Here is a 22,769-nt window from a genome sequence, read left to right as displayed (position 1 = left end):
TTGGCCTGTGCGCCGGCGCCGGTCGCCGTGGCGCCGACTTCGTTGGCCACGGTGTTCTGGTCGAACAGCACGTTGCCTTCGGCATCCTCGACATAGAGCGTGCCGCCGACCGCGGTGCTGGAATCGCCGTTGGCTTCGCTGCCGCTGCCGCTCGCCACGGCGTTGTTGCCGACGGCGCTGGCGTTGTAACCACTGGCGGTGCTGAACTGGCCGAGCGCGAACGCGCCGCTGCCGAAGGCGGATGATCCTTCGCCCAGTGCGGTGCTGGCCGAGCCGGTCGCGGTGGAGTAGTCACCCTCCGCGTAGGCATCCGATCCGGATGCCGTGGCTTCCTGGCCGGCCGCGAAGGCTTCGCCCTCACCGGTGGCATCGAAGAAGCGCGAGGTGTACTCGGCGACCTTCGCCACTTCGTTGAGCTGGTCGACGTTCACCGCGTCGGTCAGCTCGGTGCCGGCAGCAACGTTGGTGATCTGGCGTTCGCCGCCGGCACTGCCTACGGAGACGCTGTCAGCTCGGTCCGCCACCGAGTCGGCACCAAGCGCCACGCTGTTGGCAGCCAGTGCTTCCGCGAAGTTGCCCAAGGCGGTGCTGTTGGTGCCGGGGGACCAGGCGCCACCACCGACGGCGGTGGAGTAGTCACCGGACGCTTCCGTCGCAATCAGTCCTGCCAGTGCGCCACCCACGGCGACGCTGTTGGTGCCGCTGGCGATCGCGCCCTGGCCCGAGGCCAGGCTGTTGTCGCCGTCGGCGGAGGCATCGCTGCCCACGGCGGTGCTGCTGGACCCGGTGGCGCTGGTGCTGTTGCCGACCGCGGTGCTGTTGAAACCGGAAGCGTTCGACAGTCCGCCGACCGCAGTGGCGTAGTCGGCGCCTGCCGCGGCAGCACCGCCGATCGCGACCGTGCTGTCGCCTTCGGCAACCGAACCATTGCCGAAGGCGCTGGCCTGGGTGCCGACCGCGCTGCTCGCCGCGCCGACCGCGGTGGATCCCTCGCTCGATGCGGTGCTGTTGGCACCCAGTGCCGTCGTTTCCACGCCGGCCGCCGTGCTTTCCGCGCCGATTGCGGTGGCGTCCTCGCCCGCTGCCGTACTGTCCGAACCGACCGCCGTCGCATCTTCTCCGGCCGCGGTGCTGTTCGAGCCGATGGCGGAGGCGCCGGCACCGGCCGCGATCGAACCGTCGCCACAAGCCAGGGCGTCCTGGCCCACGGCAACACCGGGGGAGCCGGTGCCGGTCGTGTCGCAGGTGTCCGCCGCCATGGCAGGCGCGCTGAGCATCGCCAGCGCGGTGGCAAGCGCCAGGTAGAGCGGCGCGCGCGGCGCGTGGTTGGGTCGTGCGGGGATCCCCGGATTGCGGTTTGCGCGTGGGCGCTTGGACACGGACATAGATGACTCCCTCAGCTGCTTCCATTCAGAGCGACACCGGCATCGCCAGCAGCGCCCCCCGTTTTTGTGTCTGCCTTCCTGGCGTTCGGGCTGCCCACGGGGTACCCGGAGCGGGCTTCGCGAGCCATTGCCACCGGCAACGCTTCGAACGCCGGAAGTGCGCCCGCAGCGGCTGGATTCACCACCCTCTGCGGGCGGATAGCGATATCACAGAAGATGAGCCATGCGTGAACAAGGATTGCCCTATAACGTCATTTACAGACGCTATCAGGGCGATAAACCTTGATGCAGCAAGGTTCTAGCGTGATGTGAGCGAAACCTGAATTGTGCGATGCATCACGATGTGGCGCACGACGTCCACTTTTGACCTGCCGCCCGACGTCATTATCTGGCGGCGTCGCACGCGCGCGGTCGGCCCTGTTCAGGCGGAACTCCACGGGTTTGCCTGCGGCGTGTCGCCGGGTCAGCCGTCCAGCAATGCCCGGATGGCAGCGAGGCTGGCGGTGGCGCGTTCCTGCTTGCGCGCGGCATCGGCCACGGGGTCGGCGCCGTCGCGCTGGATTTCGGCGGCGGGCAGCTCCTCGAAGAACCGGCTGGGCTTGAGCCGGATGATGTCGCCCCATCGCTGTGTCTGGCGCGAATGCGACAGCCAGAGTTGTTCCTTGGCGCGGGTGATGCCGACATAGAGCAACCGCCGCTCCTCGTCGACCCGGCCTTCCTCGATGCTGGCTTCGTGGGGAAGATTTCCGTCATCCACGCCGACGATGAACACGTAGCGGAACTCCAGGCCCTTGGCCCCGTGCAACGACATCAGGCGGACCTGGTTGCCTGCATCGCCCTTGTCGGCGTGCGACAGCAGCGCGAGCTGGGCCGCGAGCTCGCCCGGGCCCGCGCCCTTGCCGCCATCGAACCAGTCGGCAAGCTCCTCGAGGTTTTGCTTGCGGCGCTGGTATGAAGCCTCGTCCTTGCACTGGGCCCGGATCGACTGCAACAGCCCGGAGCGCTGCGCAAGCTCGCGCACCAGCTCGGCGGGTGTGAGCCGCCGCGCATCCTCCCGCAGCCCGCGCAGGATCGTGGCGAAACCATCCAGCGCATTCGCGGCGCGCGGCGCCAGTTGCTTCAACGCGCCGACGGATTCGATGGCACGCGACATGGGCATGTGCGCGTGCTGGGCGAGCTCCGCCAGCTTCGCCAGTGTCGTCGCACCGACTTCGCGTTTGGGCGAGGTGACCGCCCGCAGGAATGCGGCATCGTCATCGGGATTGGCGATCAGGCGCAGCCACGACAGCGCATCCTTCACCTCGCCACGCTCCAGGAATGCGGTTCCGCCGGTGAGGTGGTAGGGGATCTGAAGCAGTTGCAACGCCTTCTCCAGCGCGCGCGACTGGTGGTTGCCGCGGAACAGGATGCAGAAGTCACTCCATGGCGCCCGCTTCGCGTTGGCGACGTACTGGATCTCGGCGGCGACCTTCTCCGCCTCGTGGGCGCTGTCGCGGCACTCCCAGATGCGGATGCGCTCGCCGTCGGCCTGGTCGCTCCACAGCGTCTTGGGGTGCGCGTGCGGGTTGTGCGCGATCAGCGCGTTGGCCGCGCGCAGCACCCGGTTCGAGCAGCGGTAGTTCTGCTCCAGCTTGATGATCTCCAGCGCCGGGTAGTCGCGGCCCAGCTCCAGCAGGTTGTCGGGATTCGCACCGCGCCAGGCATAGATGGACTGGTCGTCGTCGCCCACGCAGGTGAACAGGCCTCGCGGCCCGGCGATCGCCTTGAGCAGGCGGTATTGCGCATCGTTGGTGTCCTGACATTCGTCCACCAGCAGGTAGCCGATGCGTTCGCGCCAGGCGAGCGCGCAGTCCTGGTCGGATTCCAGCAACTGCACCGGCAAGCGGATCAGGTCGTCGAAGTCGACCGCGTTGAACGTGCCGAGCCTGGCCTGGTAGAGCGCGTACACCGTGGCGGCGTCGACCTCGCGCGGGCTGCGCGCCTCGGCCATCGCCTGCTCGGGCGAGAGGCCTGCGTTCTTCGCGCGCGAGATCAGGTTGCGCATGTCTTCCAGCGCATCGGGCTTGGTGCCGGTACCCAGCAGGTCCTTGATCTGGGCAGCGCTGTCGTCGCTGTCGAAGATCGAGAAGCCGCGGCGGAGGCCGAGCTTGGCATGCTCGATCTGCAGGAACTTCAGCCCCAGCGCGTGGAAGGTGCAGATGGTGAGTCCGTCGGCGGCATCTCCGCGGATGCGCTTTGCAACGCGCTCGCGCATCTCCTTGGCGGACTTGTTGGTGAAGGTGATCGCGGCGATGCGCTTGGCCGGCATCCGCCCCGAATCGATCAGGTGAGCGATCTTCTCCACGATCACGCGGGTCTTGCCGCTGCCCGCGCCGGCGAGCACGAGCAGGGGGCCGTCCGTATGCAGGACGGCAGCGCGTTGGGGGGGATTGAGGCCTTGCATAAGGGGTCTTCAGTACGCTTCGCCGCAGGCGCTGACACGCTGGCCCGGAGCGGCGCGGCGCGGCGCGGCGCGGCGCAACAGGATACGCTGCCAAGGCGTATGGTAGTCCCACATGTGGAACGCAACGGAGGCTGAACATGAAGACGATCGCATTTTCAATCCTGGCGCTCGCAATGGCCCAGGCCCAGGCTCAACCGATCCAGGGCACGATGCTCAAGGACCCGACGCTGAACGCGGAAATGGTGCGAACAGGGTTCCTGGTGTCCCATCCCGACCTCAGGTACCGGGAGCTCGGCATGGAGGCGCGGGATGCCGGGCGTTACGAAGAGGCGCTTAGCCACCTCAAGCGGGCCGCGCGCCACGCTGACAAGCCCTCTCAGGCGATGATTGCTGAGATGCTCTGGAAGGGCGAGGGCGTCCCGCAGGATCGGCCCATGGCGTATGCGTGGATGGACTTGGCCGCGGAACGCGGATGGCAGCAGTTCCTGGTCTGGCGGGAGCAGTACTGGAGCCAGCTCGACGAGTCGGAACGCGAACGTGCGATCCGGGATGGCCAGGTGTTGGTGGCGGAGTACGCCGACGAGGTCGCGCGCCCGAGGATCGATGGCGTGCTCAGGAAGGCCCGGGCACAGATCACGGGCAGCCGCACCGGTTTCTTTTCCGGCGGTCTCAAGGTCCTCGTGCCGGGGCCGGGCAACCACACGCACACGATCGATGGTGCGGAGTTCTATGACGACCGGTTCTGGAACCCCGAGAAATATGCGGCATGGCACGACGAGGTATGGCGCAGGAGCGGCAAGGTGGGCGTAGGCGCAGCCGAGCACGTACCGGATTCCGGGCGTTAGGATTCTGCAGTTGCGTGATGGAATCGGGGGCCGGGGCCCCCGATTTCATTGGTGTTGGCAACCCGATCCAGTCGGCGCGATCCGCTTAAACTGCGCCGATGGCCAAGCTCTACTTCTACTACTCGGCGATGAACGCCGGAAAGACCACGACGCTGCTGCAGTCCGCCCACAACTACCGCGAACGGGGGATGCGGGTGGCAATCCTTTCGCCGCGGCTCGACGACCGGGCGGGACGTGGAACGGTGGCCTCGCGCATCGGGCTGAGCGCGGCCGCGGTGGCGTTCGATCCCGAGCAGGACCTGCAGCGGCTGGTGCAGGCCGACATCGCAAGCCAGGGCAGGCTGCACTGCGTGCTGGTCGACGAAGCCCAGTTCCTGCGCAAGGCACAGGTGTGGCAATTGAGCGAAGTGGTGGATGCACTGCGCATCCCGGTGCTCTGCTACGGGTTGCGTACCGATTTCCGTGGGGAACTGTTCGAAGGCAGCCAATACCTGCTGGCGTGGGCCGACGACATCAGCGAGATCAAGACGATCTGCCACAGCGGCAAGAAAGCCACCATGAACATGCGGGTGGATCCGCAGGGCCGTGCGGTACGGGATGGGCCGCAGGTGGAGATCGGCGGCAACGAGCGCTATCTGTCGGTCTCGCGTGCCGAATACAAGAAGGTGATGCGCGGGGAAGGCAGCATCGAGCCGCTGCAGCCACCGCTAGCGCTCTGACGGCACATCCACCCGCGGGCCGGCATCCTGTGCACGCCTGCGATCGGCCCCGAGCATGGCCAGCGCCCTGCGCACGTCGCGGGTGGCTGCGTGGCGCTCCCCGTGCACTTCCAGGGCAACGACCAGGGCCTGGCGCAACTCGGCTTCGGCCTGGTCCAACTCTCCGCGCGCCTTGTGCAGTGCACTCAGGTCACCATGGATATCGACCAGCAGGGGATGGCGGTCACTGACGGTGCGTTGCAGTTGCACCGCCGCGGCGCGGAGTTGCGAAAGGGCCGCATCCCCGTGTCCGGCGTCCGCTTCCAGCCCCGCCAGGTCCACGAGGTTCTCGACCTGCCCCACCCGGTCGACCTGGTGTTCACGCCGCAACGCCAGGGCGCGCTCGAACAGGCGACGGGCTCCCTGCGCTTCTCCATTGGCACGGCTGCAACGACCCAGCTGCGAGTAGAACGCCGCGACCTGCGGTGGCAGCTGCGCCTGCTCGCGGCGGGCGGCATCCATCGCGGGCTCCATCAATCCGATGCACTGCACCGGGTCACCCAGCAGGCGCAGCACGCGGCCGCGCTGCGTCAGCGACTCCAGGCGCAGGCTCGATGGCACATCGCCGCCCGTACCGATCAGCCGGGCCTGCTGTTCCAGCAGGACTGCAGCCTCACGGTAGTCGCCCAGGCCGATGCGTGCCCGCGCGACGACGCCGAGGATCTCCGCCAGGGCGCGCGGCTGCTGCGCCAGCTCGCGGTTGCCGCGCTCGACGGAGACCGAAAGCAGGTCGCGCAGGTCCAGCGGCTCGCCGTCGCGGGTGCCGCCCGCACCTTCGAACACGCCGATCATGAAATCCTGCATGGCCTGCGCACGTGCCGCCTCGTTCACCGCCTCCCGCGCCTGCCAGGCGACGATGCCGAGCGAAGCGGCGAGTACCAGGGTGATGAGGGTGGCGGTTGCCAGCGGCCAGCGATGGCGCTGGACGTACTTGCGCATCCGGTAGCCGAAGCTCTGCGGCCTCGCCTGCACGGGTTGTCCGGCGGCATAGCGCTGGAGGTCCTGGCACAGCGCCTCCACCGACGGATAGCGCTTCTCCGGTTGCTTGGAGAGCGTCTTGAGCACGATGTTGTCGAGGTCGCCGGCGATGGCGCGGGAAACCTGTCGTCGATGGGACGCATCGGCCGGGGGCCGGGACGTTCCGCGCTCGTCCGGCCGGAGCGCCGCCTGCGAAGGGCGCTGCGGATCGTGGCTGAGGATCGCCTCTTCCCAGGCCGCGTCGCTCTCGCGATCCAGCCGGTAGGGGGTCGCATCGGCCAGCAGCTCGTACAGCACCACGCCGAGCGAGTAGACATCGGTCATGGTGGTGACCGGCTCGCCCCGGATCTGCTCGGGCGCGGCGTAGTGCAGGGTGAAAGCACGCATGCCGGTGCGGGTCTGCTCCGGAAGCGGCACCTCGGTATCAAGCAGCTTGGCGATGCCGAAATCCAGCAGCCGCACCTCACCCGCAGGCGTCACTAGGATGTTGGAAGGCTTGAGGTCGCGATGGACGATGAGGTTGGCGTGGGCGTGGCTGACCGCTCCACAGATCTGGTTGAACATGGCCAGGCGCTGGGCCAGCGGTGTCTGGCGGTCCCGGCAGTAGTCGGTGATGGGCACGCCGTCCACGTATTCCAGCGCGAGATAGGGCAGGCCTTCGTTGCCGACGCCGGCATCGAGCAGGCGGGCGATGTGCGGGTGCGCCAGGCGGGCGAGGATCTGCCGCTCGCGGGTGAAGCGCAGGCGCAGGTCGGTATTGGCCAGGCCCGGCCGCAGCAGTTTGAGCGCGACCCGCCGTTCGTACAGCCCGTCGGCCCGTGCGGCCTGCCAGACCTGCCCCATCCCGCCCTCGCCCAGCAGCCGCTCGAGCCGATAGGGGCCGACCGTACTGCCCGGCCGCACGCCTTTCGCCGGCGATACCACCGGTTCGGCCAGGAAATCCTCGTGGTCCTGTTCCAGCGCGATCAGCGACTCCAGCTCCGCCGCCAGCGGGGGGTCCTCCTCACGCAGCGCCTGCAGCCGCGACCTGCGGGCCCCGGCGCCAAGCTCGAGCAGGGAATCGAGCAGGGGTGACAGCCTGGACCAGCGTTCGGCGTCCATCGTCGGCTCGTCAGCTCGGAGAGGTGGTGCGGTCGATCAAGAGGCCTCCTTCGGCGGGCCGCGGCCGCACGTTCAGCCGGCGGGATCTTCGCGCAGCGATGCGAGCAGGAACATGCGCGCCTTCTGCCAGTCACGCCGGATGCTGCGCTCGGAGCGCTCCATCAGCGCAGCGATTTCCAGCTCCGACAGCCCGGCGAAGTACCGCAGCTCGACCACCCGCGCCAGGCGCGCATCGACGCTTGCCAGACGGGTCAGCGCCGCATCCAGCCCCAGCATCTCCTCGTCCAGCCGCAGCCCGCCCTCGAGGTCCTCGGGCAGGTCGGTGACCCGGTGCATGTCGCCACCACGCTTCTGGGCGAGGCGCTGGCGGGCGTAGTCCACCACCACCGAACGCATGGCCGACGCCGCGTAGGCGAAAAAGTGCGCGCGGTCCTCGAACTTCGCTTCCCGGCGCCCTGCCAGCTTGAGGTAGGCCTCGTGCACGAGGGCAGTGGCGTCGAGGGTCTGCCCGTACTGGCCGGCCAGCTGCCGCCGGGCCATGGTGTGCAGCTCCTGGTAGAGGGTGGCGAGCACGCGGTCGAGCGCGCCGCGGTCGCCGTCGCGGGCTGCATCCAGCAATTGCGTGATGTCGGCGCTGCCGTCCATCCTCATCCCCATGGCAATCGCCGTGGACTATAGCGCTTCCAGCGCGGGGGCAAGGCGGCGCTACCGCTGGCAGCCTCCGCACCAGACACTGGCGCGCTGCCCGATCTTCGCCTCCTTCAACGGGCGGCCGCAACGGCGGCAGGGTTCGCCGCCGCGGCCGTACACCGCAAGCTCCTGCTCGAAATAGCCCGGCGCGCCGTCCGGGCTGATGAAGTCGCGCAAGGTCGTGCCGCCGCGGGTGATGGCATGGTCCAGGACCCGCCTGACCTCGCCCGCCAGGCGTTCGTACCTCGACAGCGATACCCGGCCAGCGGGCCGCAACGGCGAGATGCCGGCGGCGTGCAGGGCTTCGGCGGCATAGATGTTGCCCACACCGACCACCACGGCCTGGTCCATCAGGAAATTCTTCACCGGCGCCGTGCGCCCCCGTGACAGCAGGTGCAGGTGGCGGCCGTGGAAGTACTCCGACAGCGGCTCGGGCCCCAGCCCCGCCAGCAGCGGATGTACCTCGCCCGCCGGCTGCCACAGCACGCAGCCGAAGCGCCGGGGGTCGTTGAACCGCAGCACGTGGCCGCCTTCGAGCAACAGGTCGACGTGGTCGTGCGTGCGGGGCGGCAGCGCTTCCGGCAAGACCCGCAGGCTGCCCGACATGCCCAGGTGCAGCAGGACGCTGCCGGGCTGCGTGTCGAGCAGGAGGTACTTGGCACGTCGCCGCACCGCTTCGATCCGTTGGCCGGGCAGGAGATCACTGATCTCCGGTGCTATCGGCCAGCGCAGCGTGTCCCGGCGCAGGGTCGCGCCGAGCACACGGCGGCGCTCGAGATGGGGAGCGAGTCCACGGCGGGTGGTTTCGACTTCGGGCAATTCAGGCATGGGCCGACAGCTTAGCCGCCCCCGGAAGCGTCCCGGGCGGTGGAATCACGACGCCGGTCGCCGGTGCCTGAACGACCCTGTCACGGAACTTGACCATACCCACACAGCACCCCCCGTACGGTGGCATCATGGCGGTGGGACCTGCCATCGCCGGTTCCACCGTTCCCCGGAGTCCTCCGCAATGCCCGCTTCCCTGCTCGATTTCCTCGCCGGCGGCCTGTTCCAGGCCAGTTTCGGCACCCTGCTGATCTACCTGCTGGTCGCCACCCAGCTCACCATCTTTTCGGTGACCCTGTACCTGCATCGCAGCCAGGCGCACCGTGCGGTCGATTTCCATCCCGTGCTCGCCCATTTCTTCCGCTTCTGGACGTGGCTGACCACCTCGATGATCACCCGCGAATGGGCCGCCATCCACCGCAAGCACCACGCCAAGTGCGAGACCGAAGAGGATCCGCACAGCCCGCAGGTGAAGGGCATCAGGACCGTGTTCTGGCGCGGCGTGGAGCTGTACCGCGAAGCCCGCAATGACCGCGAGTCGATCGAGAAGTACGGCAAGGGCTGCCCGGACGACTGGATCGAGCGCAAGGTCTACACCCCGCACGCCACGCTGGGCCCGACCCTGCTGCTGTTCATCAGCTTCGCCCTGTTCGGGGCCGCTGGCATCGCGGTGTGGGCCATCCAGATGGCCTGGATCCCGTTCTGGGCCGCCGGCGTGGTGAACGGCCTGGGCCACTGGTGGGGCTACCGCAATTTCGAGACCACCGATACCGCCACCAACCTGACCCCCTGGGCGGTGTGGATCGGCGGCGAGGAGCTGCACAACAACCACCACGCGTTCCCGAGCTCGGCGAAGTTCTCGCTGCGCAAGTTCGAGTTCGACATCGGCTGGACCACGTTGAAGCTGTTGCAAGCCGTCGGCCTGGCCAAGGTGCTGCGCGTGGCACCGACGCTGGACGTGCGGCCGAACATCGCCATGCCCGACGGCGAAACACTGCGGGCGCTGCTGGCCATCCGCTTCCAGGCGATGACCGACTACTACCGCAAGGTGACGCTGCCGACCCTGCACGAGAGCCGCGCGCGGCTGCCGCGGAAGCTTCGCAAGGGGTTGGCCGATGGTGGCCGCTGGCTGGACGAAGACAAGCGCGCACGCCTGCAGGCGTGGCTGGACGAGCGTCCGCGCATGGCGACCCTGGCCGAGTACCGGCAGCGGCTGCAACAGGTACTGGACGACCGTTCCAACGACGCCCAGACCACGCTGAAGAAGCTGCACGCATGGTGTGCCGAGGCCGAAGCCAGCGGCATCCAGTCGCTGCAGCAGTTCTCCGAGCGCCTCAAGGGCTACGCGCTGGTGCCGGCGCGCAGCTGACGAGGACGGCCGTGCCGAACTTGCTCCTCCTGAAACCCGCGCCCTCTGGTGCGGGTTTCCTTTTGCTCGCGGTCGCGACCTTCTGGCAGATGCCGGTGCCCGCCCAGGTCTCGGCGCCCACGGGCTACCTGGAGCGCATGGACACCGATGGAGACGGAGCAGTCTCGCTGTCCGAATACCTGGACTGGATGGGATACGCATTCGAACGCATGGATGCGAACCGGGACGGTCTGCTCGAATCCCACGAGCTGCCCGGCGGCCGTGGCAGGCCGGTGACCCGCGCCGCACACCGGGAATCGCTGACGCGCGCGTTCAAGCGCCAGGACGTCAATGGCGACGGTCGGCTGGATGCGGCCGAACTCTCCGCCCCGCCCCAATAGCCCCCGCAGCAGCCAACGCGCAGTGATACTGCCGGCCTAGCCGAACTCCCGGTCCGTCTGGGGGGCCGAGTACTGGTCCGGTTCGAGCAGGTAGTCCAACAGGTCCTCGCGCAGCGGCTGGCGCTCGTTGAGGAAGACGCTGATATCGCCGGTGACCTCCAGGATGGCGCACTGCACCTGCTCCAGCGAACGAGCGCCCTTCATTCGCAACTCCGCGTAGAGTTCGCGCCGGGTGGTGCGCTCTTTCTTCAGGGCGTCGTAATCCACCACTCCGTCGCGAACCAGCACCCTGGGCTCGGACTCGACGTAATTGCGTACGTGCCGCCAGCGGCCCGCCGCCACCTCCAGCCCGACGTTCAGCAGTGTGATGCCGATCAGGATCACCGCCGCATACGCCAGTGGCACCGTGGGGTACAGCAGCGCATCGCCGGCGGCGGAACCCAGCGCGATCATCAGCATCTGCTGCATCGGGCTCAGGTCCTGCTGCCCACGCTTCCCGATCAGCCGCATCACGGTCAGCAGGATGGCGAACACCACCACTGCCTTCAGGCCGATCTCCAGGAAGTACAGCTTGGGCGGCAGTCCGACCAGCAGCCGGTCCCACTCGAACACGCGAAAATCGGTTTCCATCATGGGTCCTGGACAGGGATACCCCGTCTAGTTAGCCCGCCCGAAGGCAAGAGCGGGTGATGGCGGATGCGACAACGCCGGCACGGGGCCGGCGTTGTCGCATGGCGCGGTGGCCGAACCGCCGCTACTGGGTGATGTCCACCTTGTAGGTCTCGCGCAGGAACAGCGACCCGACCACGAAGGTCATCAGCGCAATGGCGATCGGATACCACAGGCCGTAGTAGATGTTGCCGGTGGCCGCCACGAGTGCGAACGAGATCGTCGGCAGGAACCCACCGAACCAGCCGTTGCCGATGTGGTACGGCAGCGACATGGAGGTGTAGCGGATCTTGGTCGGGAACAGTTCGACCAGCCACGCCGCGATCGGTCCGTAGACCATGGTCACGTAGAGCACCAGGATGGTCAGGATCAGCAGCACCATCGGCTTGTTGATCCGCGCATCGTCCGCGGTGCGGGGGTAGCCGGCCTCGTCCAGCACCGGCATCAAACCGGTGGTGAATTCGCCCGTCCTCTCCTTGACCTCGGCCGTCGCAAGGCCGGTGGCCTCGTAGCTCTGGATTTCGGCGTCCCCGATGCGCACCGTCGCCACGGTGCCGGCCGGCGCTTCCTCCACCGTGTAAGGCACGCCCGCCTTGGCCAGCGCCGCGGTGGCGATGTCGCAGGAGCTGGTGAACTGCTTCTTCCCGACCGGGTCGAACTGGAAGCTGCAGGTATCGGGGTCGGCGACGACCACGGCCGGCGCACGCTCGCTGGCCTCGGCGATGGCCGGGTTGGCGAAATGGGTCAGGCCCTTGAACAGCGGGAAGTAGGTCAGCGCCGCGATCAGGCAACCGGCCATGACGATCTTCTTGCGCCCGATCTTGTCCGACAGCCAGCCGAAGAACACGAAGAACGGGGTGCCGATCATCAGTGCGCCGCCGATCAGCAGCCAGGTGGTGGTGGCGTCCACCTTCAGCGACTGGGTCAGGAAGTACATCGCGTAGAACTGCCCGGCATACCAGACGACCGCCTGGCCGGCGGTGGCGCCCAGCAGCGCGAGCAGCACGATGCGGCCGTTGCGGGAAAAGAAGCTCTCGGTGATCGGCGCCTTCGACAACTTGCCCTGGCTCTTCATCTCCTGGAACAGCGGCGATTCCGACAGCTGCATGCGAATCCAGACCGACACGCCCAACAGCACGATCGACAGCAGGAACGGGATGCGCCAGCCCCACTCGGCGAATGCCTCCGTACCCACCACCGTGCGCACGCCGAGGATCACCACCAGCGAGAGCAGCAGGCCGACGGTGGCCGTGGTCTGGAGAAACTGGTGTACAGGCCGCGTTTGCCGTTGGGGGCGTGTTCGGCGACATAGGTCGCCGCGCCACCGTACTCACCGCCCAGCGCCAGGCCCTGCAGCAACCGCAGCACGATCAGGATGATCGGGGCGGCGATGCCGACGCTCGCATAACTGGGCAGGATGCCGACCAGGAAGGTCGAGATGCCCATGATCACGATGGTGACCAGGAAGGTGTACTTGCGCCCGATCATGTCGCCGATGCGGCCGAACACGATCGCGCCGAAGGGCCGCACCGCGAAGCCCGCGGCGAACGCCAGCAGCGCAAAGATGAAGCCGGTGGTCTCGTTGACGCCGCTGAAGAACTGCGCGGCGATGATCGCGGCGAGGGAACCGTAGAGGTAGAAGTCGTACCACTCGAACACGGTCCCCAGGCTGGACGCCAGGATGACCTTCTTGTGGCTCTGGGTGAGCGGTGCCGCGGGCCCGGGGGCGGCGGCGGAAGCGACGGTCGACATGCGTGTGTCCCCTTAGAAGCTGTACTTGACGTGGGTCTGCAGGCGGTTGATCTCGCCCGAATCGCCGGTCTCGAGTTCACGCTTGCCCCAGATCAGCTCGGCGCCCACTTCCAGCTTGGGCAGGACCGTATAGATCAGGTTGGCGTGGGCGGACGAAGCGGAGCGGGTGATGCCCAGCCCCGTGTACTCGACCGGGTTGTCGTACTCGGCCATCGAATAGAACAGGTTGCCGCGCAGCTGCGGGCCGAACACGTGTCGCCAGCCCGAAGCCGGCGACGAGGTCGATGTTCTCCAGGCCGCCCTCGGCATCCAGCACGGCATCGTTGTTCAATGCCAGGCCGACGTAGCGCCCGATGCCGCTGCCTGCCGTGACCATGTAGCGGAAGTCGTCGTTGGCGCCAATGTTGAACTTGCCCGAGACGCTGGCGCCGAGGCCGGTGCCGCTCTCACTGATGCCCAGCGGGCCGTTCTGGTACTTGAGCTGGCGGGCGAGGCCGGCGATGCCGAAATGGCCCCAGTCGCCCTTCGCGGTGTAGCGGGCGGTGATGTCGGGAACCGCGCCGTCGTCACCCGATACCTGTGCCATGTTGCCCTGGTAGGGCGTGTAGACCGTCTGCGGGTTCTCCATCGAGAACGACCACGGCCCGCTGGTGTAGCGCACCTGGGCCTGGCGTACGAACACCGTGCCCTCGGTGGGGCCGAGGAAGTCGACGGCATCGGGCAGCGCCGCCACGTCCTGGAAGTTGGACCAGGTCTGGCCGGCCAGCCAGTTGTTCCAGCTGACGTAGGCGTGGCGCAGGGTCGGCGCGTAGGTGTTGGTCGATACCTCGTTGCCGATGAAGGCGGTCGATCCGCCGCCGAACAGGTCGAACTCGAGGTAGGCCTTGAGCTTGTCGCCGCTGTCGAGCTCGGTGTCGGCGCCGAACCAGAAGCGCGAGAAGTTCGCGCCCATGTCGGTATCGGTGCCGCTCTCGTTGGCCATGCCACCCCCGACCGGGATGGTCTTGGGCACGTAGAACAGACGGCCGACGCTACCGTCGGCGAGATCGCCGTCGTTGGTCCGGGTGATCGACGAGTCCAGCTTGATGAAGCCGCCGTAGCTGAAGCGGGTACCCGGGTTGGCGCCAGGCATGATCGGCGTGGACTGGATGGCCGGCGACGCAGCCGTTGCCGGTGCGGCCGGTCCCGGCGCAGCCACGGAAGCCGGTGGTACGGCCTGTTGCCGGTTCTGCTCGGCGACCAGTTGCTGGACCATCTGCTCCAGTTGTGCGACCCGCGCCTCCAGCTCGGCTTCCTTCGCGGTCTGGGCGAAGGCGAAACCCGGCAGCCCCAGGACGACGAGCAGCGCCGCCGCGAGTGGCCGCCTCCCCATCCCCGCCTGGCCAGCCTGCGATGCAATGCGTGTGGACATGTCTGCTCCCATCGAAATGCCATGCCGATTGCACGGACTGCCCGGAGCCTGCGTGCAGATCGCGCTGCACAACCATTCGCCATTGGTCGTACGCCCTCGCCCGGCCCGTACGACCAAGGTCTAAACGGCTTTCACTGCAGCGGCCGCGGTCGATGCGGCACACTCGGACCTGCGCGCCACGTGCGCTGCCGTTCCACCGACTTCCCCGGAGTGCGCCATGAGCCCCAGCCCCGACATCCATCCGGTCGATCCCGACGTCGCCGCCAACGCGCGGATCGACCGCGACGCGTACGAGCGCCTGTATGCCGAGTCGGTCGCCGACCCGGAACGTTTCTGGGGCCGCGTCGGCGAGCGGCTGGAGTGGATGCGCACGCCGACCCGAATCAAGGACGTCGACTTCGACGCGCGCAACCTGCACATACGCTGGTATGCCGACGGCGAGCTCAATGCCAGCGTCAATTGCCTGGACCGCCACCTCGAAGCGCGCGGCGACAAGACCGCGCTCGTTTTCGAGCCCGACGATCCGGAGCACGGGGCGCAGCACATCAGCTATCGCGCATTGCACGAGCGCGTCTGCAAGCTGGCCAACGCACTGCGCTCGCTGGGAGTGCGCAAGGGCGACCGCGTCACCATCTACCTGCCGATGATCCCCGAGGCGGCGGTAGCGATGCTGGCGTGCGCCCGCGTCGGTGCCATCCACTCGGTCGTGTTCGGCGGATTCGCCGCCAACTCGATCGCCGACCGTGTCGCCGACTGCGAGAGCAAGCTGATCATCACCGCGGACGAAGGCCGGCGTGGCGGCAGGACGGTACCGTTGAAAGCCAACGTCGACGCCGCGCTGAAGCTGCCGGGCACCAACTCGGTGGAAACCGTGCTGGTGGTGCGCCACACCGGTGCGGCGGTGGACATGCAGATGCCACGCGACCGCTGGTACGACGCCGTGACAAAGGACCAGCCCGCGCAGTGCGAGCCGGAACGCATGAACGCCGAGGACCCGCTGTTCATCCTCTACACCTCCGGCAGCACCGGCAAGCCCAAGGGCGTGCTGCACACCACCGGCGGTTACCTCGTCTATGCCAGCTACACCCACGAGCTGGTGTTCGACCTGCGCGAGGACGACGTCTACTGGTGCACCGCCGATGTCGGCTGGGTCACCGGCCACAGCTACATCGTCTACGGGCCCCTGGCCAACGGCGCCACCGCACTGATGTTCGAAGGCGTGCCCAATCATCCGGACACCTCGCGCTTCTGGCAGGTGGTCGACAAGCACCAGGTGACGATCTTCTACACCGCCCCGACCGCCATCCGGGCGCTGATGCGCGATGGCGACGGACCGGTGAAGCGCACATCGCGCAGCTCGCTGCGCTTGCTGGGCAGCGTCGGCGAGCCGATCAACCCGGAAGCATGGCGCTGGTATTACGAAGTCGTCGGCGACTCGCGCTGCCCGGTGGTGGATACCTGGTGGCAGACCGAAACCGGCGGGATCATGATAAGCCCGCTGCCCGGCGCCACCGACCTCAAGCCCGGCTCGGCCACGCGTCCGTTCTTCGGCGTGCGCCCGGCGCTGGTCGATACCAACGGTGCCATCCTCGAGGGCGAGGCCGAGGGCAACCTGGTGATCCTGGACTCCTGGCCCGGCCAGATGCGCACCGTCTATGGCGACCACCAGCGCTTCATCGACACCTACTTCAGGACCTACCCCGGCACCTACTTCAGCGGCGACGGCTGCCGGCGCGATGCCGACGGCGACTACTGGATCACCGGCCGCGTGGACGACGTCATCAACGTCAGCGGGCACCGCATCGGTACGGCCGAGGTGGAAAGCGCACTGGTATCGCACCCCAAGGTCGCCGAGGCCGCCGTGGTCGGTTTCCCGCACGACATCAAGGGGCAAGGCATCTATGCGTACGTGACACTACTGGCCGGGGAGATGAGCAGCGAAGAGCTCCGGAAGGAGCTGGTGGCGCACGTGCGTAGCGAGATCGGCCCCATCGCCACGCCCGACCACCTGCAGTGGGCACCCGGCCTGCCCAAGACCCGGTCCGGCAAGATCATGCGGCGGATCCTGCGCAAGATCGCCGAGAACGCGCCCGACCAGCTCGGCGACACCAGTACACTGGCCGACCCGTCGGTGGTCCAGAGCCTGGTGGACGAACGACTGGGCCGCTGATCCCGCCAATCCGGCGATCCCACGGGCGCCCCACCCCCACCCATGCCGACCCTGCTGATTGCCGACGACCACCCGCTGTTCCGCGAAGCCCTGCGCGGTGTGGTGGCGAAGGTGTTGCCGGGCGCCATCCTGCACGAGGCCGACAGCGTCGAAGCCCTGTATGCGCTGGTGGAGCGCGAGGCCGACGCCGACCTGTTGCTGCTCGACCTCAACATGCCGGGTGCCCAGGGATTCAGCGCGCTGGTGCACCTGCGTGCACTGGAACCGCAGTTGCCCATCGTGGTGGTGTCGGCGCGCGAGGAACCCGCGGTGATGCGACGTGCACTGGACCACGGCGCCTTCGGGTTCATTCCCAAGTCGGCCGACGCGGCGACGCTCGGCGAGGCGATCGGCACCGTACTTGCCGGCGACCGCTGGGCACCGGACGCGGCGACCAGCGCGCCGGGCGCCGCCGCGGCCGAGTATGACGCTGCACAACGCCTGCGCGACCTGACCCCGCAGCAGTTCCGGGTCCTGCAGATGCTCGGCGAAGGGCTGTTGAACAAGCAGGTCGCCTATGAACTCGGCGTCTCGGAGGCCACCATCAAGGCACACGTGACCGCGATCCTGCGCAAGCTCGGCGCCAACAATCGCACCCAGGCCGTGCTGATCGCCGGCCGCCTGGCACTGGACCCCGGCACGCTCGCCGCCCATCCCGAGGACGCCGAGTAGGCTGTCGCCCATGTCTCCTCCGTTCCGGCTGCTCGCTCCGCGGCCCCGCTCGATCCAGCGCGATATCTTTGATCTGGTCTTGGCCGATGGGCGCCGCATCAGCGTCCTGCGCGTCCGCGATCCGCGGGCACGGCGCATCAAGTTGTCGGTGGACGAGCGTGGTGCACGGCTCACGCTGCCGGCGCGAGCCAGCCTCGCCACCGCGGAACGTTTCGCGCGGGAGCATCGCGAGTGGCTGGCCGGCCAGCTCGACCGGCTCGAACGCGACATGCCGGCGGGGCTGCAGCGCAACGAAACCGCGTCATTGCCGCTGCGCGGGGTGGAGGTGCCATTGCGATGGGCGCATGGCCGTTTCACCCGGCTCGTACATCAGGATGGCGAGCTGCTGCTGAGCTTGCCGGCGCAGGCGGGTCCTGCGGCCATCAGCCGCGCGCTGCACGACTTCTACGAAGCGCAGGCACGGGCCGATGTCGGCCGCTGGCTGCCCGGCTACCTGCCGGGGCTGCCGCGCGCGCCCCGGCGGATCCGCTTCAAGTCGATGTCCTCGCAGTGGGGCTCGCTGGCACCAGACGGCACCGTCGCGCTGGACCTGTCGCTGGTGCTTGCTCGTCCCGCCGCCTTCGAGTACGTGCTGGTCCACGAGCTCTGCCACCTGCTCCACCACGACCACTCCCCCGCGTTCTGGGAGGCGGTGGAGGATCGCTGCCCGGCGTGGCGTGCCGAGCGCGACTACTTCCGCGCCGAGGGCCGACGGCTGAAGGGCACGCTGCGGGCGCTGTTGCAGTCTCCTGGCGCTGCCTGAGGCCTCAGTCCCCGCGCAGGAAGGGCGCCACCACCGCCGCCACCTGCTCCGGCTGTTCCATGTGCAGGTGGTGGCCGGCGTCGAACACGGCCAGCCGGCCGTCGCGAAGGCAATCGAAGCGCGCCTGGCGGACCGGTTCCGGGAAATAGGTTTGCGCCGGGCGGGCGTACACCACCTGCACCGGGCACTCGATCGCGGCGATCTGGTCGCGGATCTGGCCCTCGCTCATGCGGATCGCGGTGGGGCGGGTCAGCCGCGGATCGCTGCGCCAGGTGAACCCGCCCTGGCGATCGCCACCGCGCGCCGGCGCGATGCCCCGCTCCACCAGGAGGCGAGCCGCCGCCTCACCGATCCCGCCGGCCGTCACCCGCGCCCGCGTCGCCTCGGCCGGGTCGGCGAAGGTGCGCAGGGGCCGGCGGCGACGCTCGCCCGCCGCGAAGGCCTCGCGCAGGTGTCGCGCGCTCTTTTGCTCGTCCTCGGCCAGTGCACCCAGCGATTCGACCAGGGCCAGGCGGACGATGCGCTGCGGCAACGCCGCCGCGACCACGCTGGCGACCGCGCCACCAAGTGAGTGGCCAAGCATGGAGAACCGGTCCCAGCCCAGCGCGTCGGCGGCCGCCACGATGGCGCGGGCCATGTTGACCACCGTGTATTCCGCCGCCAGCGGCAGGTGTGCGCTGGCACCGTGCCCGGGCATGTCCAGCGCCACCAGCTCGACACCCGGCAGGTGCGGCTGGATCGGCAGGAAGCTGGCCGCGTTGTCCAGCCAGCCATGAAGCGCCAGCACCCGCGGCCCATCGGTCGTATGGGCACGCGGGTGGATGCGCCAGCCGGCCAGGCGGCCGAATACCGTGTCGAGATGCAGCTCCTCCACGGTCAGCTCCAGGCGGTGAGCTCGCGGCGCGCGATCGCCGCCAGCGCTCGGGCATGTCCGGGGCTGTCGTTGAGGCAGGGGATGTAGCGCAGCGTGCCGCCGCGCTCATGGAACTGCTCGGCCAGCATGATCGCGACCTCTTCCAGCGTTTCCAGGCAGTCGGCGGCGAAGCCCGGCGCGACCACGTCCAGCGTGCGTACGCCGCGTTCGGCCAGTGCATCGAGGGTCGCGTCCGTGGCCGGCTCCAGCCAGCGCTCGCGCCCGAAGCGTGACTGGTAGGACAGGCTCCACTCTTCGGGGGAAAGCCCAAGCGCGGCGGCGATGGCGGCGGCACTGGCTTCGCACTGCCGCGGATATGGATCACCGGCATCGGCCACCCGCTGCGGCAGCCCGTGGAACGAGAACAACAGGTGTTCGCCGCTGCCGTGCCGTTCGCGATGGGTACGAATGGATGCGGCCACGGCTTCCACCCACCCGGCATCGGCGTGGTAGTCGTTCAACAGGCGCACCTGCAGGCCATCGGCCCGCGCCGCGACGTCGCCGACCGCGGCGGTGGTGGTGGTGGAGTACTGCGGATACAGCGGCAGCACCAGCGCGCGCCGCACCCCGTCTTCCCGCAACTGCGCGAGTACCGAGGCCAGCGAGGGATTGCCATAGCGCATCGCGTGCAGCACGCGGACGCCGTCGAATTCCTCCTGCATGCGCACCGCGAGTCCGCGGGTATGCACCGCCAGCGGCGAGCCGCCCTCCATCCAGACACTGGCGTACTTGGGCGCGACCTTGGGCGCGCGCAGCGGCAGGATCACCCCGCGCAACAGGGGCAACCAGAGCCAGCGCGGCAGCGACACCACCCGGCGGTCGGAGAGGAACTCGTCCAGGTAACGCCGCACGGCGGGCGCGGTGGGCGCATCGGGAGTGCCGAGGTTGACCACCACGATGGCGGTGTCGGGTTTTTCGTTGATGTCCATCGGCATAGGATGACAGCTGCGGTGGTTCCCCTGCGATTCATCACGGCGTCACTAGCCTGAACTTCCGTCACGTCGCGCGGTCCATGCTGCTGCGTCGCGCCGCCCTCGTTTCCCGCCATCGCTACTCCCGGAGTCCACATGTCGATCCTGCCGCGCCTGGCCATCCTGTTTCTCGCGTTCGGCCTCGCCGCCCCGGCCGCTGCCGGCGTCGCCGAGGAGGAACGGGCACGCAATGCATTGCGCGTCCTCAACGAGATCCAGGCGATCCCCGAGTCCGGCATCCCCGATGCCCTCTTCGACGAGGCCCGCGCGATCGTGGTGGTGCCCGACACGCTGAAGATCGGCCTGGTGCTGGGCGGCCGCCGCGGCCACGGCGTGGTGTCGGTCAAGCGACCCGATGGCACATGGTCGAACCCGGCTTTCGTCAAGCTGACCGGTGGCAGCATCGGTTTCCAGGCCGGCGTGCAGTCGGCCGATGTCGTGCTGGCGTTCACCAGCGCGCGCGGGCTGGAATCCATCGTCAACGGCAAGATCACCCTGGGCGCCGACGCCGGCGTGGCGGCCGGGCCGATCGGGCGCAACAGCGCCATGGCGACTGACGGCCGCCTGGAGGCCGAGATCTGGTCCTGGTCGCGCGCGCGTGGCCTCTTTGCCGGCGTCGCCCTGGACGGCGCGGTCCTGAGCATCGACGACAAGGCCAACGAGGCCGTCTATGGGCAGGGCACCACGCCGCGCATGATCTTCGAGGACCGCGCGCCGCAGCGCCCGGCCGATGCGGTGGTGGCCTTCCGCGACCAGCTCGAGGAAGCCACGGCGGCGGCCCACGCCGCCCGCTATGACGGCGCCCGTCGCACCGCGCCCTCGCCCGCTCCGACTCCGACTCCGACTCCGGCCCCGGCCGCTGGCCCGGCTTCGTCCGGCACCGCGCAGCCCCAGCCCCAGCCCCAGCCCCAGCCCCAGCCCCAGCCATTCGAGACGGTCGAGAACCCGACCGTCAACGGGCAGGACGGCATCCGCCGCGAGCCGCTGCCGCCCACTCGCTGAGTTCCAGCGCCGCCGCGGTGCTCACGGCCACGGCCGTTGCGGTATCCTCACGCTCCTCTTCCACGGCGGACATTCCCATGGGTTTCGGCAGCATTTGGCATTGGGTCGTCGTGCTGGTGATCGTGGTGCTGGTCTTCGGCACCAAGCGGCTGAAGAACGTCGGCAAGGACCTCGGCGAGGCCGTGAAGGGCTTCAAGGACGGCGTCCGAGAGGACGACAAGCCGGCCGGGCGCCTGTCCGACCAGAACCGCGAGGACGACACCGCGGGCGACTCCACGCGCACGCCCGACGAGCGCACGCCTCGCGAAAGCTCCCACGACGAGCCGCGCCCGCCGCGCTGACGGCTGCCGACGGCTCCATCCACGGTCCCGGCCATGTTCGACATCGGCTTCTCCGAGCTCTTCCTCGTCGGCATCGTCGCCCTGCTGGTGCTGGGGCCCGAACGCCTGCCCAGGGCCGCACGCATGGCCGGCCTGTGGGTACGCCGGGCGCGGGCCCAGTGGTATTCGGTGAAGTCCGAGCTGGAGAACGAATTGGCCGATGAAGAACTGCGCCGCAGCCTGCAGGCGACCCGTGCCGAGCTGAGTGCCGCCCAATCGCAATTGCGGGAAGGCGCCGCCGGCCTGCAGCGCAGCGTTGCCGATGCCCAGCGCGCCCCCGGCGAGCCGGAGGATCCGCGCCCCGCCCCGCCCGAACGCCGCGAGCCGGGGCCCGATGAAGGCGTGCCGGACGCGCCCGGGCGACGCGAGCCCGGCCACGCTCCGCCGCCGCAGGGCGATCCGGACCCCGCCGGGCCGCAGCCGCGCGAGCCGGACCAGCCGCCGATCGACCGGAATTCGCACACGCATGGCGGCTGAGCATCCGGACGAGCCGCGGTTGCTCGACCACCTGATCGAACTGCGTGCCCGGCTGCTGCGAGCGGTGGCGGGCCTCGGGCTCGCCCTGCTGGCGCTGCTGCCCTTCGGCAACACCCTCTATGCCTGGTTGTCGGCGCCCCTGCTGGCCAAGCTGCCGGCCGGCGGGCAACTGATCGCCGTCGAGGTCGCCAGCCCGTTCTTCGCGCCCTTGAAACTGGCCTTCTTCACCGCGCTGGTCATCAGCATGCCCTGGCTGCTGTACCAGGCCTGGGCCTTCGTGGCCCCGGGCCTGTACCAGCGCGAGAAGCGCCTGGCATTGCCGTTGCTGGCCTCGGCGGTGGCGCTGTTCTATGCCGGCTGCGCCTTCGCGTTCTACCTCGTGCTGCCGGCGGTGTTCGGTTTCCTCGCCCGGGTCGCCCCCGAAGGCGTGGCGATCATGACCGACATCAACGCCTACCTCGACTTCGTGCTGGTGATCTTCCTGGCATTCGGCGCCAGCTTCGAATTGCCGGTGGCGATGGTGATCGCCGCATTGCTGGGCTGGGTCACGCCGGCCCAGCTCCGGGAGGCGCGCGGATATGCGGTGGTGGGCATCTTCGTGCTCGCCGCGATCATCACCCCGCCCGACGTCATCTCCCAGTTGATGCTGGCGATCCCGATGTGCCTGCTCTACGAGGTCGGCATCCTCGCAGCGGTCTGGCTCGGACGTCCCGCTGCTGACGGCTCCGCCAGCTGAC

General features: G+C 68.7%; 19 protein-coding genes and 3 pseudogenes. 11 read left to right on the top strand and 11 right to left on the bottom strand.

Going from position 1 to position 22,769, the window contains the following annotated elements; translation table 11 throughout:
• The 3 genes and pseudogenes from B5D37_RS13750 to B5D37_RS13745 all read right to left on the bottom strand — a co-directional run.
• Positions 1 to 1,145 (bottom strand): YadA family autotransporter adhesin (locus B5D37_RS13750; RefSeq protein ID WP_425478073.1); only part of this gene is annotated, 1,145 nt, incomplete at its 3' end.
• Positions 1,125 to 1,259 (bottom strand): annotated as a pseudogene (locus B5D37_RS15290) (hypothetical protein); the annotation flags it as partial. The gene B5D37_RS13750 and the pseudogene B5D37_RS15290, both read right to left, overlap by 21 nt.
• Positions 1,260 to 1,848: 589 nt before the next feature.
• On the bottom strand, positions 1,849 to 3,828 hold the full coding sequence (locus tag B5D37_RS13745) for a UvrD-helicase domain-containing protein (protein ID WP_078759302.1): 1,980 nt from the start codon (positions 3,826 to 3,828) through the stop codon (positions 1,849 to 1,851).
• Between the two features lie 137 nt (positions 3,829 to 3,965).
• Here B5D37_RS13745 and B5D37_RS13740 point away from each other — a divergent pair, with 137 nt between their 5' ends.
• On the top strand, positions 3,966 to 4,673 hold the full coding sequence (locus tag B5D37_RS13740; RefSeq protein ID WP_078759301.1) for an SEL1-like repeat protein: 708 nt from the start codon (positions 3,966 to 3,968) through the stop codon (positions 4,671 to 4,673).
• A 98-nt stretch (positions 4,674 to 4,771) separates the two neighbouring features.
• Positions 4,772 to 5,392: a thymidine kinase gene (locus B5D37_RS13735; protein WP_078759300.1), complete on the top strand. Its 621-nt coding sequence runs from the start codon at positions 4,772 to 4,774 to the stop codon at positions 5,390 to 5,392.
• Here B5D37_RS13735 and B5D37_RS13730 read toward each other — a convergent pair.
• From B5D37_RS13730 to mutM, 3 genes are all read right to left on the bottom strand, one after another.
• On the bottom strand, positions 5,381 to 7,510 hold the full coding sequence (locus B5D37_RS13730; RefSeq protein WP_078759299.1) for a serine/threonine-protein kinase: 2,130 nt from the start codon (positions 7,508 to 7,510) through the stop codon (positions 5,381 to 5,383). The two genes, B5D37_RS13735 and B5D37_RS13730, sit on opposite strands and share 12 nt — an antisense overlap.
• A gap of 72 nt (positions 7,511 to 7,582) precedes the next feature.
• Positions 7,583 to 8,167, bottom strand: coding sequence for an ECF-type sigma factor (locus B5D37_RS13725; RefSeq protein WP_234987905.1), 585 nt, complete (start codon positions 8,165 to 8,167; stop codon positions 7,583 to 7,585).
• 48 nt (positions 8,168 to 8,215) lie between these two features.
• The gene (gene mutM, locus B5D37_RS13720) at positions 8,216 to 9,028 is read right to left on the bottom strand and encodes a bifunctional DNA-formamidopyrimidine glycosylase/DNA-(apurinic or apyrimidinic site) lyase (protein WP_078759297.1); all 813 of its coding nucleotides are present in this window, start codon (positions 9,026 to 9,028) and stop codon (positions 8,216 to 8,218) included.
• Positions 9,029 to 9,209: 181 nt separating this feature from the next.
• Between mutM and B5D37_RS13715 the strand changes: the two genes are divergently transcribed.
• Complete coding sequence (locus B5D37_RS13715; RefSeq protein WP_078759296.1) at positions 9,210 to 10,394, top strand: DesA family fatty acid desaturase; 1,185 nt, start codon at positions 9,210 to 9,212, stop codon at positions 10,392 to 10,394.
• A gap of 89 nt (positions 10,395 to 10,483) precedes the next feature.
• Positions 10,484 to 10,774: an EF-hand domain-containing protein gene (locus tag B5D37_RS15120; protein WP_234987907.1), complete on the top strand. Its 291-nt coding sequence runs from the start codon at positions 10,484 to 10,486 to the stop codon at positions 10,772 to 10,774.
• Positions 10,775 to 10,810: 36 nt separating this feature from the next.
• On the opposite strand, the gene B5D37_RS13705 is transcribed toward B5D37_RS15120, so the two are convergent.
• The 3 genes and pseudogenes from B5D37_RS13705 to B5D37_RS13695 all read right to left on the bottom strand — a co-directional run bounded on the left by B5D37_RS13705 (position 10,811) and on the right by B5D37_RS13695 (position 14,606).
• Entirely contained in the window at positions 10,811 to 11,404 is a 594-nt protein-coding gene (locus B5D37_RS13705) for a DUF421 domain-containing protein (protein ID WP_159447407.1), read from the bottom strand.
• A gap of 124 nt (positions 11,405 to 11,528) precedes the next feature.
• Positions 11,529 to 13,195: pseudogene (locus B5D37_RS13700) on the bottom strand (MFS transporter).
• Positions 13,196 to 13,207: 12 nt separating this feature from the next.
• Positions 13,208 to 14,606: pseudogene (locus B5D37_RS13695) on the bottom strand (DcaP family trimeric outer membrane transporter).
• A gap of 217 nt (positions 14,607 to 14,823) precedes the next feature.
• On the opposite strand from B5D37_RS13695, the gene acs reads away from it, so the two are divergent.
• The 3 genes from acs to B5D37_RS13680 are packed head-to-tail and all read left to right on the top strand — an operon-like array spanning position 14,824 to position 18,289.
• The gene (gene acs / locus B5D37_RS13690; protein ID WP_078759294.1) at positions 14,824 to 16,776 is read left to right on the top strand and encodes an acetate--CoA ligase; all 1,953 of its coding nucleotides are present in this window, start codon (positions 14,824 to 14,826) and stop codon (positions 16,774 to 16,776) included.
• A gap of 42 nt (positions 16,777 to 16,818) precedes the next feature.
• The gene (locus B5D37_RS13685; RefSeq protein ID WP_078759293.1) at positions 16,819 to 17,487 is read left to right on the top strand and encodes a response regulator transcription factor; all 669 of its coding nucleotides are present in this window, start codon (positions 16,819 to 16,821) and stop codon (positions 17,485 to 17,487) included.
• A 10-nt stretch (positions 17,488 to 17,497) separates the two neighbouring features.
• Positions 17,498 to 18,289, top strand: a complete 792-nt coding sequence (locus B5D37_RS13680; protein ID WP_078759292.1) for a M48 family metallopeptidase — start codon at positions 17,498 to 17,500, stop codon at positions 18,287 to 18,289.
• A gap of 4 nt (positions 18,290 to 18,293) precedes the next feature.
• On the opposite strand, the gene B5D37_RS13675 is transcribed toward B5D37_RS13680, so the two are convergent.
• Positions 18,294 to 19,169, bottom strand: a complete 876-nt coding sequence (locus B5D37_RS13675) for an alpha/beta fold hydrolase (protein WP_078759291.1) — start codon at positions 19,167 to 19,169, stop codon at positions 18,294 to 18,296.
• Complete coding sequence (gene hemH, locus B5D37_RS13670; protein WP_143814332.1) at positions 19,166 to 20,131, bottom strand: ferrochelatase; 966 nt, start codon at positions 20,129 to 20,131, stop codon at positions 19,166 to 19,168. The genes B5D37_RS13675 and hemH overlap by 4 nt, the downstream gene beginning before the upstream one ends.
• Before the next feature lie 138 nt (positions 20,132 to 20,269).
• On the opposite strand from hemH, the gene B5D37_RS13665 reads away from it, so the two are divergent.
• The 4 genes from B5D37_RS13665 (at position 20,270) to tatC (ending at position 22,768) form a co-directional block, all read left to right on the top strand.
• A complete protein-coding gene (locus B5D37_RS13665; RefSeq protein WP_078759289.1) occupies positions 20,270 to 21,175 on the top strand; it encodes a lipid-binding SYLF domain-containing protein in 906 nt (301 codons plus the stop codon).
• 77 nt (positions 21,176 to 21,252) lie between these two features.
• A complete protein-coding gene (gene tatA / locus B5D37_RS13660) occupies positions 21,253 to 21,516 on the top strand; it encodes a Sec-independent protein translocase subunit TatA (protein ID WP_078759288.1) in 264 nt (87 codons plus the stop codon).
• Between the two features lie 33 nt (positions 21,517 to 21,549).
• A complete protein-coding gene (gene tatB, locus B5D37_RS13655; RefSeq protein WP_078759287.1) occupies positions 21,550 to 22,032 on the top strand; it encodes a Sec-independent protein translocase protein TatB in 483 nt (160 codons plus the stop codon).
• Entirely contained in the window at positions 22,022 to 22,768 is a 747-nt protein-coding gene (gene tatC / locus B5D37_RS13650; RefSeq protein WP_078759286.1) for a twin-arginine translocase subunit TatC, read from the top strand. Before tatB ends, tatC begins: the two co-directional genes overlap by 11 nt.
• The last annotated feature ends 1 nt before the right edge of the window (position 22,769 follow it).

Source organism: Lysobacter spongiicola DSM 21749 (assembly GCF_900167055.1).
Lineage (GTDB): Bacteria > Pseudomonadota > Gammaproteobacteria > Xanthomonadales > Xanthomonadaceae > Novilysobacter > Novilysobacter spongiicola.
This window is presented reverse-complemented; position numbering and strand designations above follow the sequence as displayed.

Bases quoted from the DNA above. Each gene is read 5' to 3' on its own strand.
- B5D37_RS15120 (WP_234987907.1), top strand. From the start codon at position 10,484: ATGCCGGTGCCCGCCCAGGTCTCGGCGCCCACGGGCTACCTGGAGCGC.
- hemH (WP_143814332.1), bottom strand. From the start codon at position 20,131: ATGGACATCAACGAAAAACCCGACACCGCCATCGTGGTGGTCAACCTC.
- B5D37_RS13705 (WP_159447407.1), bottom strand. From the start codon at position 11,404: ATGGAAACCGATTTTCGCGTGTTCGAGTGGGACCGGCTGCTGGTCGGA.
- tatC (WP_078759286.1), top strand. From the start codon at position 22,022: ATGGCGGCTGAGCATCCGGACGAGCCGCGGTTGCTCGACCACCTGATC.
- tatB (WP_078759287.1), top strand. From the start codon at position 21,550: ATGTTCGACATCGGCTTCTCCGAGCTCTTCCTCGTCGGCATCGTCGCC.
- B5D37_RS13725 (WP_234987905.1), bottom strand. From the start codon at position 8,167: ATGGGGATGAGGATGGACGGCAGCGCCGACATCACGCAATTGCTGGAT.
- B5D37_RS13680 (WP_078759292.1), top strand. From the start codon at position 17,498: ATGTCTCCTCCGTTCCGGCTGCTCGCTCCGCGGCCCCGCTCGATCCAG.
- B5D37_RS13730 (WP_078759299.1), bottom strand. From the start codon at position 7,510: ATGGACGCCGAACGCTGGTCCAGGCTGTCACCCCTGCTCGATTCCCTG.
- acs (WP_078759294.1), top strand. From the start codon at position 14,824: ATGAGCCCCAGCCCCGACATCCATCCGGTCGATCCCGACGTCGCCGCC.
- B5D37_RS13735 (WP_078759300.1), top strand. From the start codon at position 4,772: ATGGCCAAGCTCTACTTCTACTACTCGGCGATGAACGCCGGAAAGACC.
- B5D37_RS13685 (WP_078759293.1), top strand. From the start codon at position 16,819: ATGCCGACCCTGCTGATTGCCGACGACCACCCGCTGTTCCGCGAAGCC.
- B5D37_RS13715 (WP_078759296.1), top strand. From the start codon at position 9,210: ATGCCCGCTTCCCTGCTCGATTTCCTCGCCGGCGGCCTGTTCCAGGCC.
- B5D37_RS13740 (WP_078759301.1), top strand. From the start codon at position 3,966: ATGAAGACGATCGCATTTTCAATCCTGGCGCTCGCAATGGCCCAGGCC.
- B5D37_RS13665 (WP_078759289.1), top strand. From the start codon at position 20,270: ATGTCGATCCTGCCGCGCCTGGCCATCCTGTTTCTCGCGTTCGGCCTC.
- tatA (WP_078759288.1), top strand. From the start codon at position 21,253: ATGGGTTTCGGCAGCATTTGGCATTGGGTCGTCGTGCTGGTGATCGTG.
- B5D37_RS13745 (WP_078759302.1), bottom strand. From the start codon at position 3,828: ATGCAAGGCCTCAATCCCCCCCAACGCGCTGCCGTCCTGCATACGGAC.
- mutM (WP_078759297.1), bottom strand. From the start codon at position 9,028: ATGCCTGAATTGCCCGAAGTCGAAACCACCCGCCGTGGACTCGCTCCC.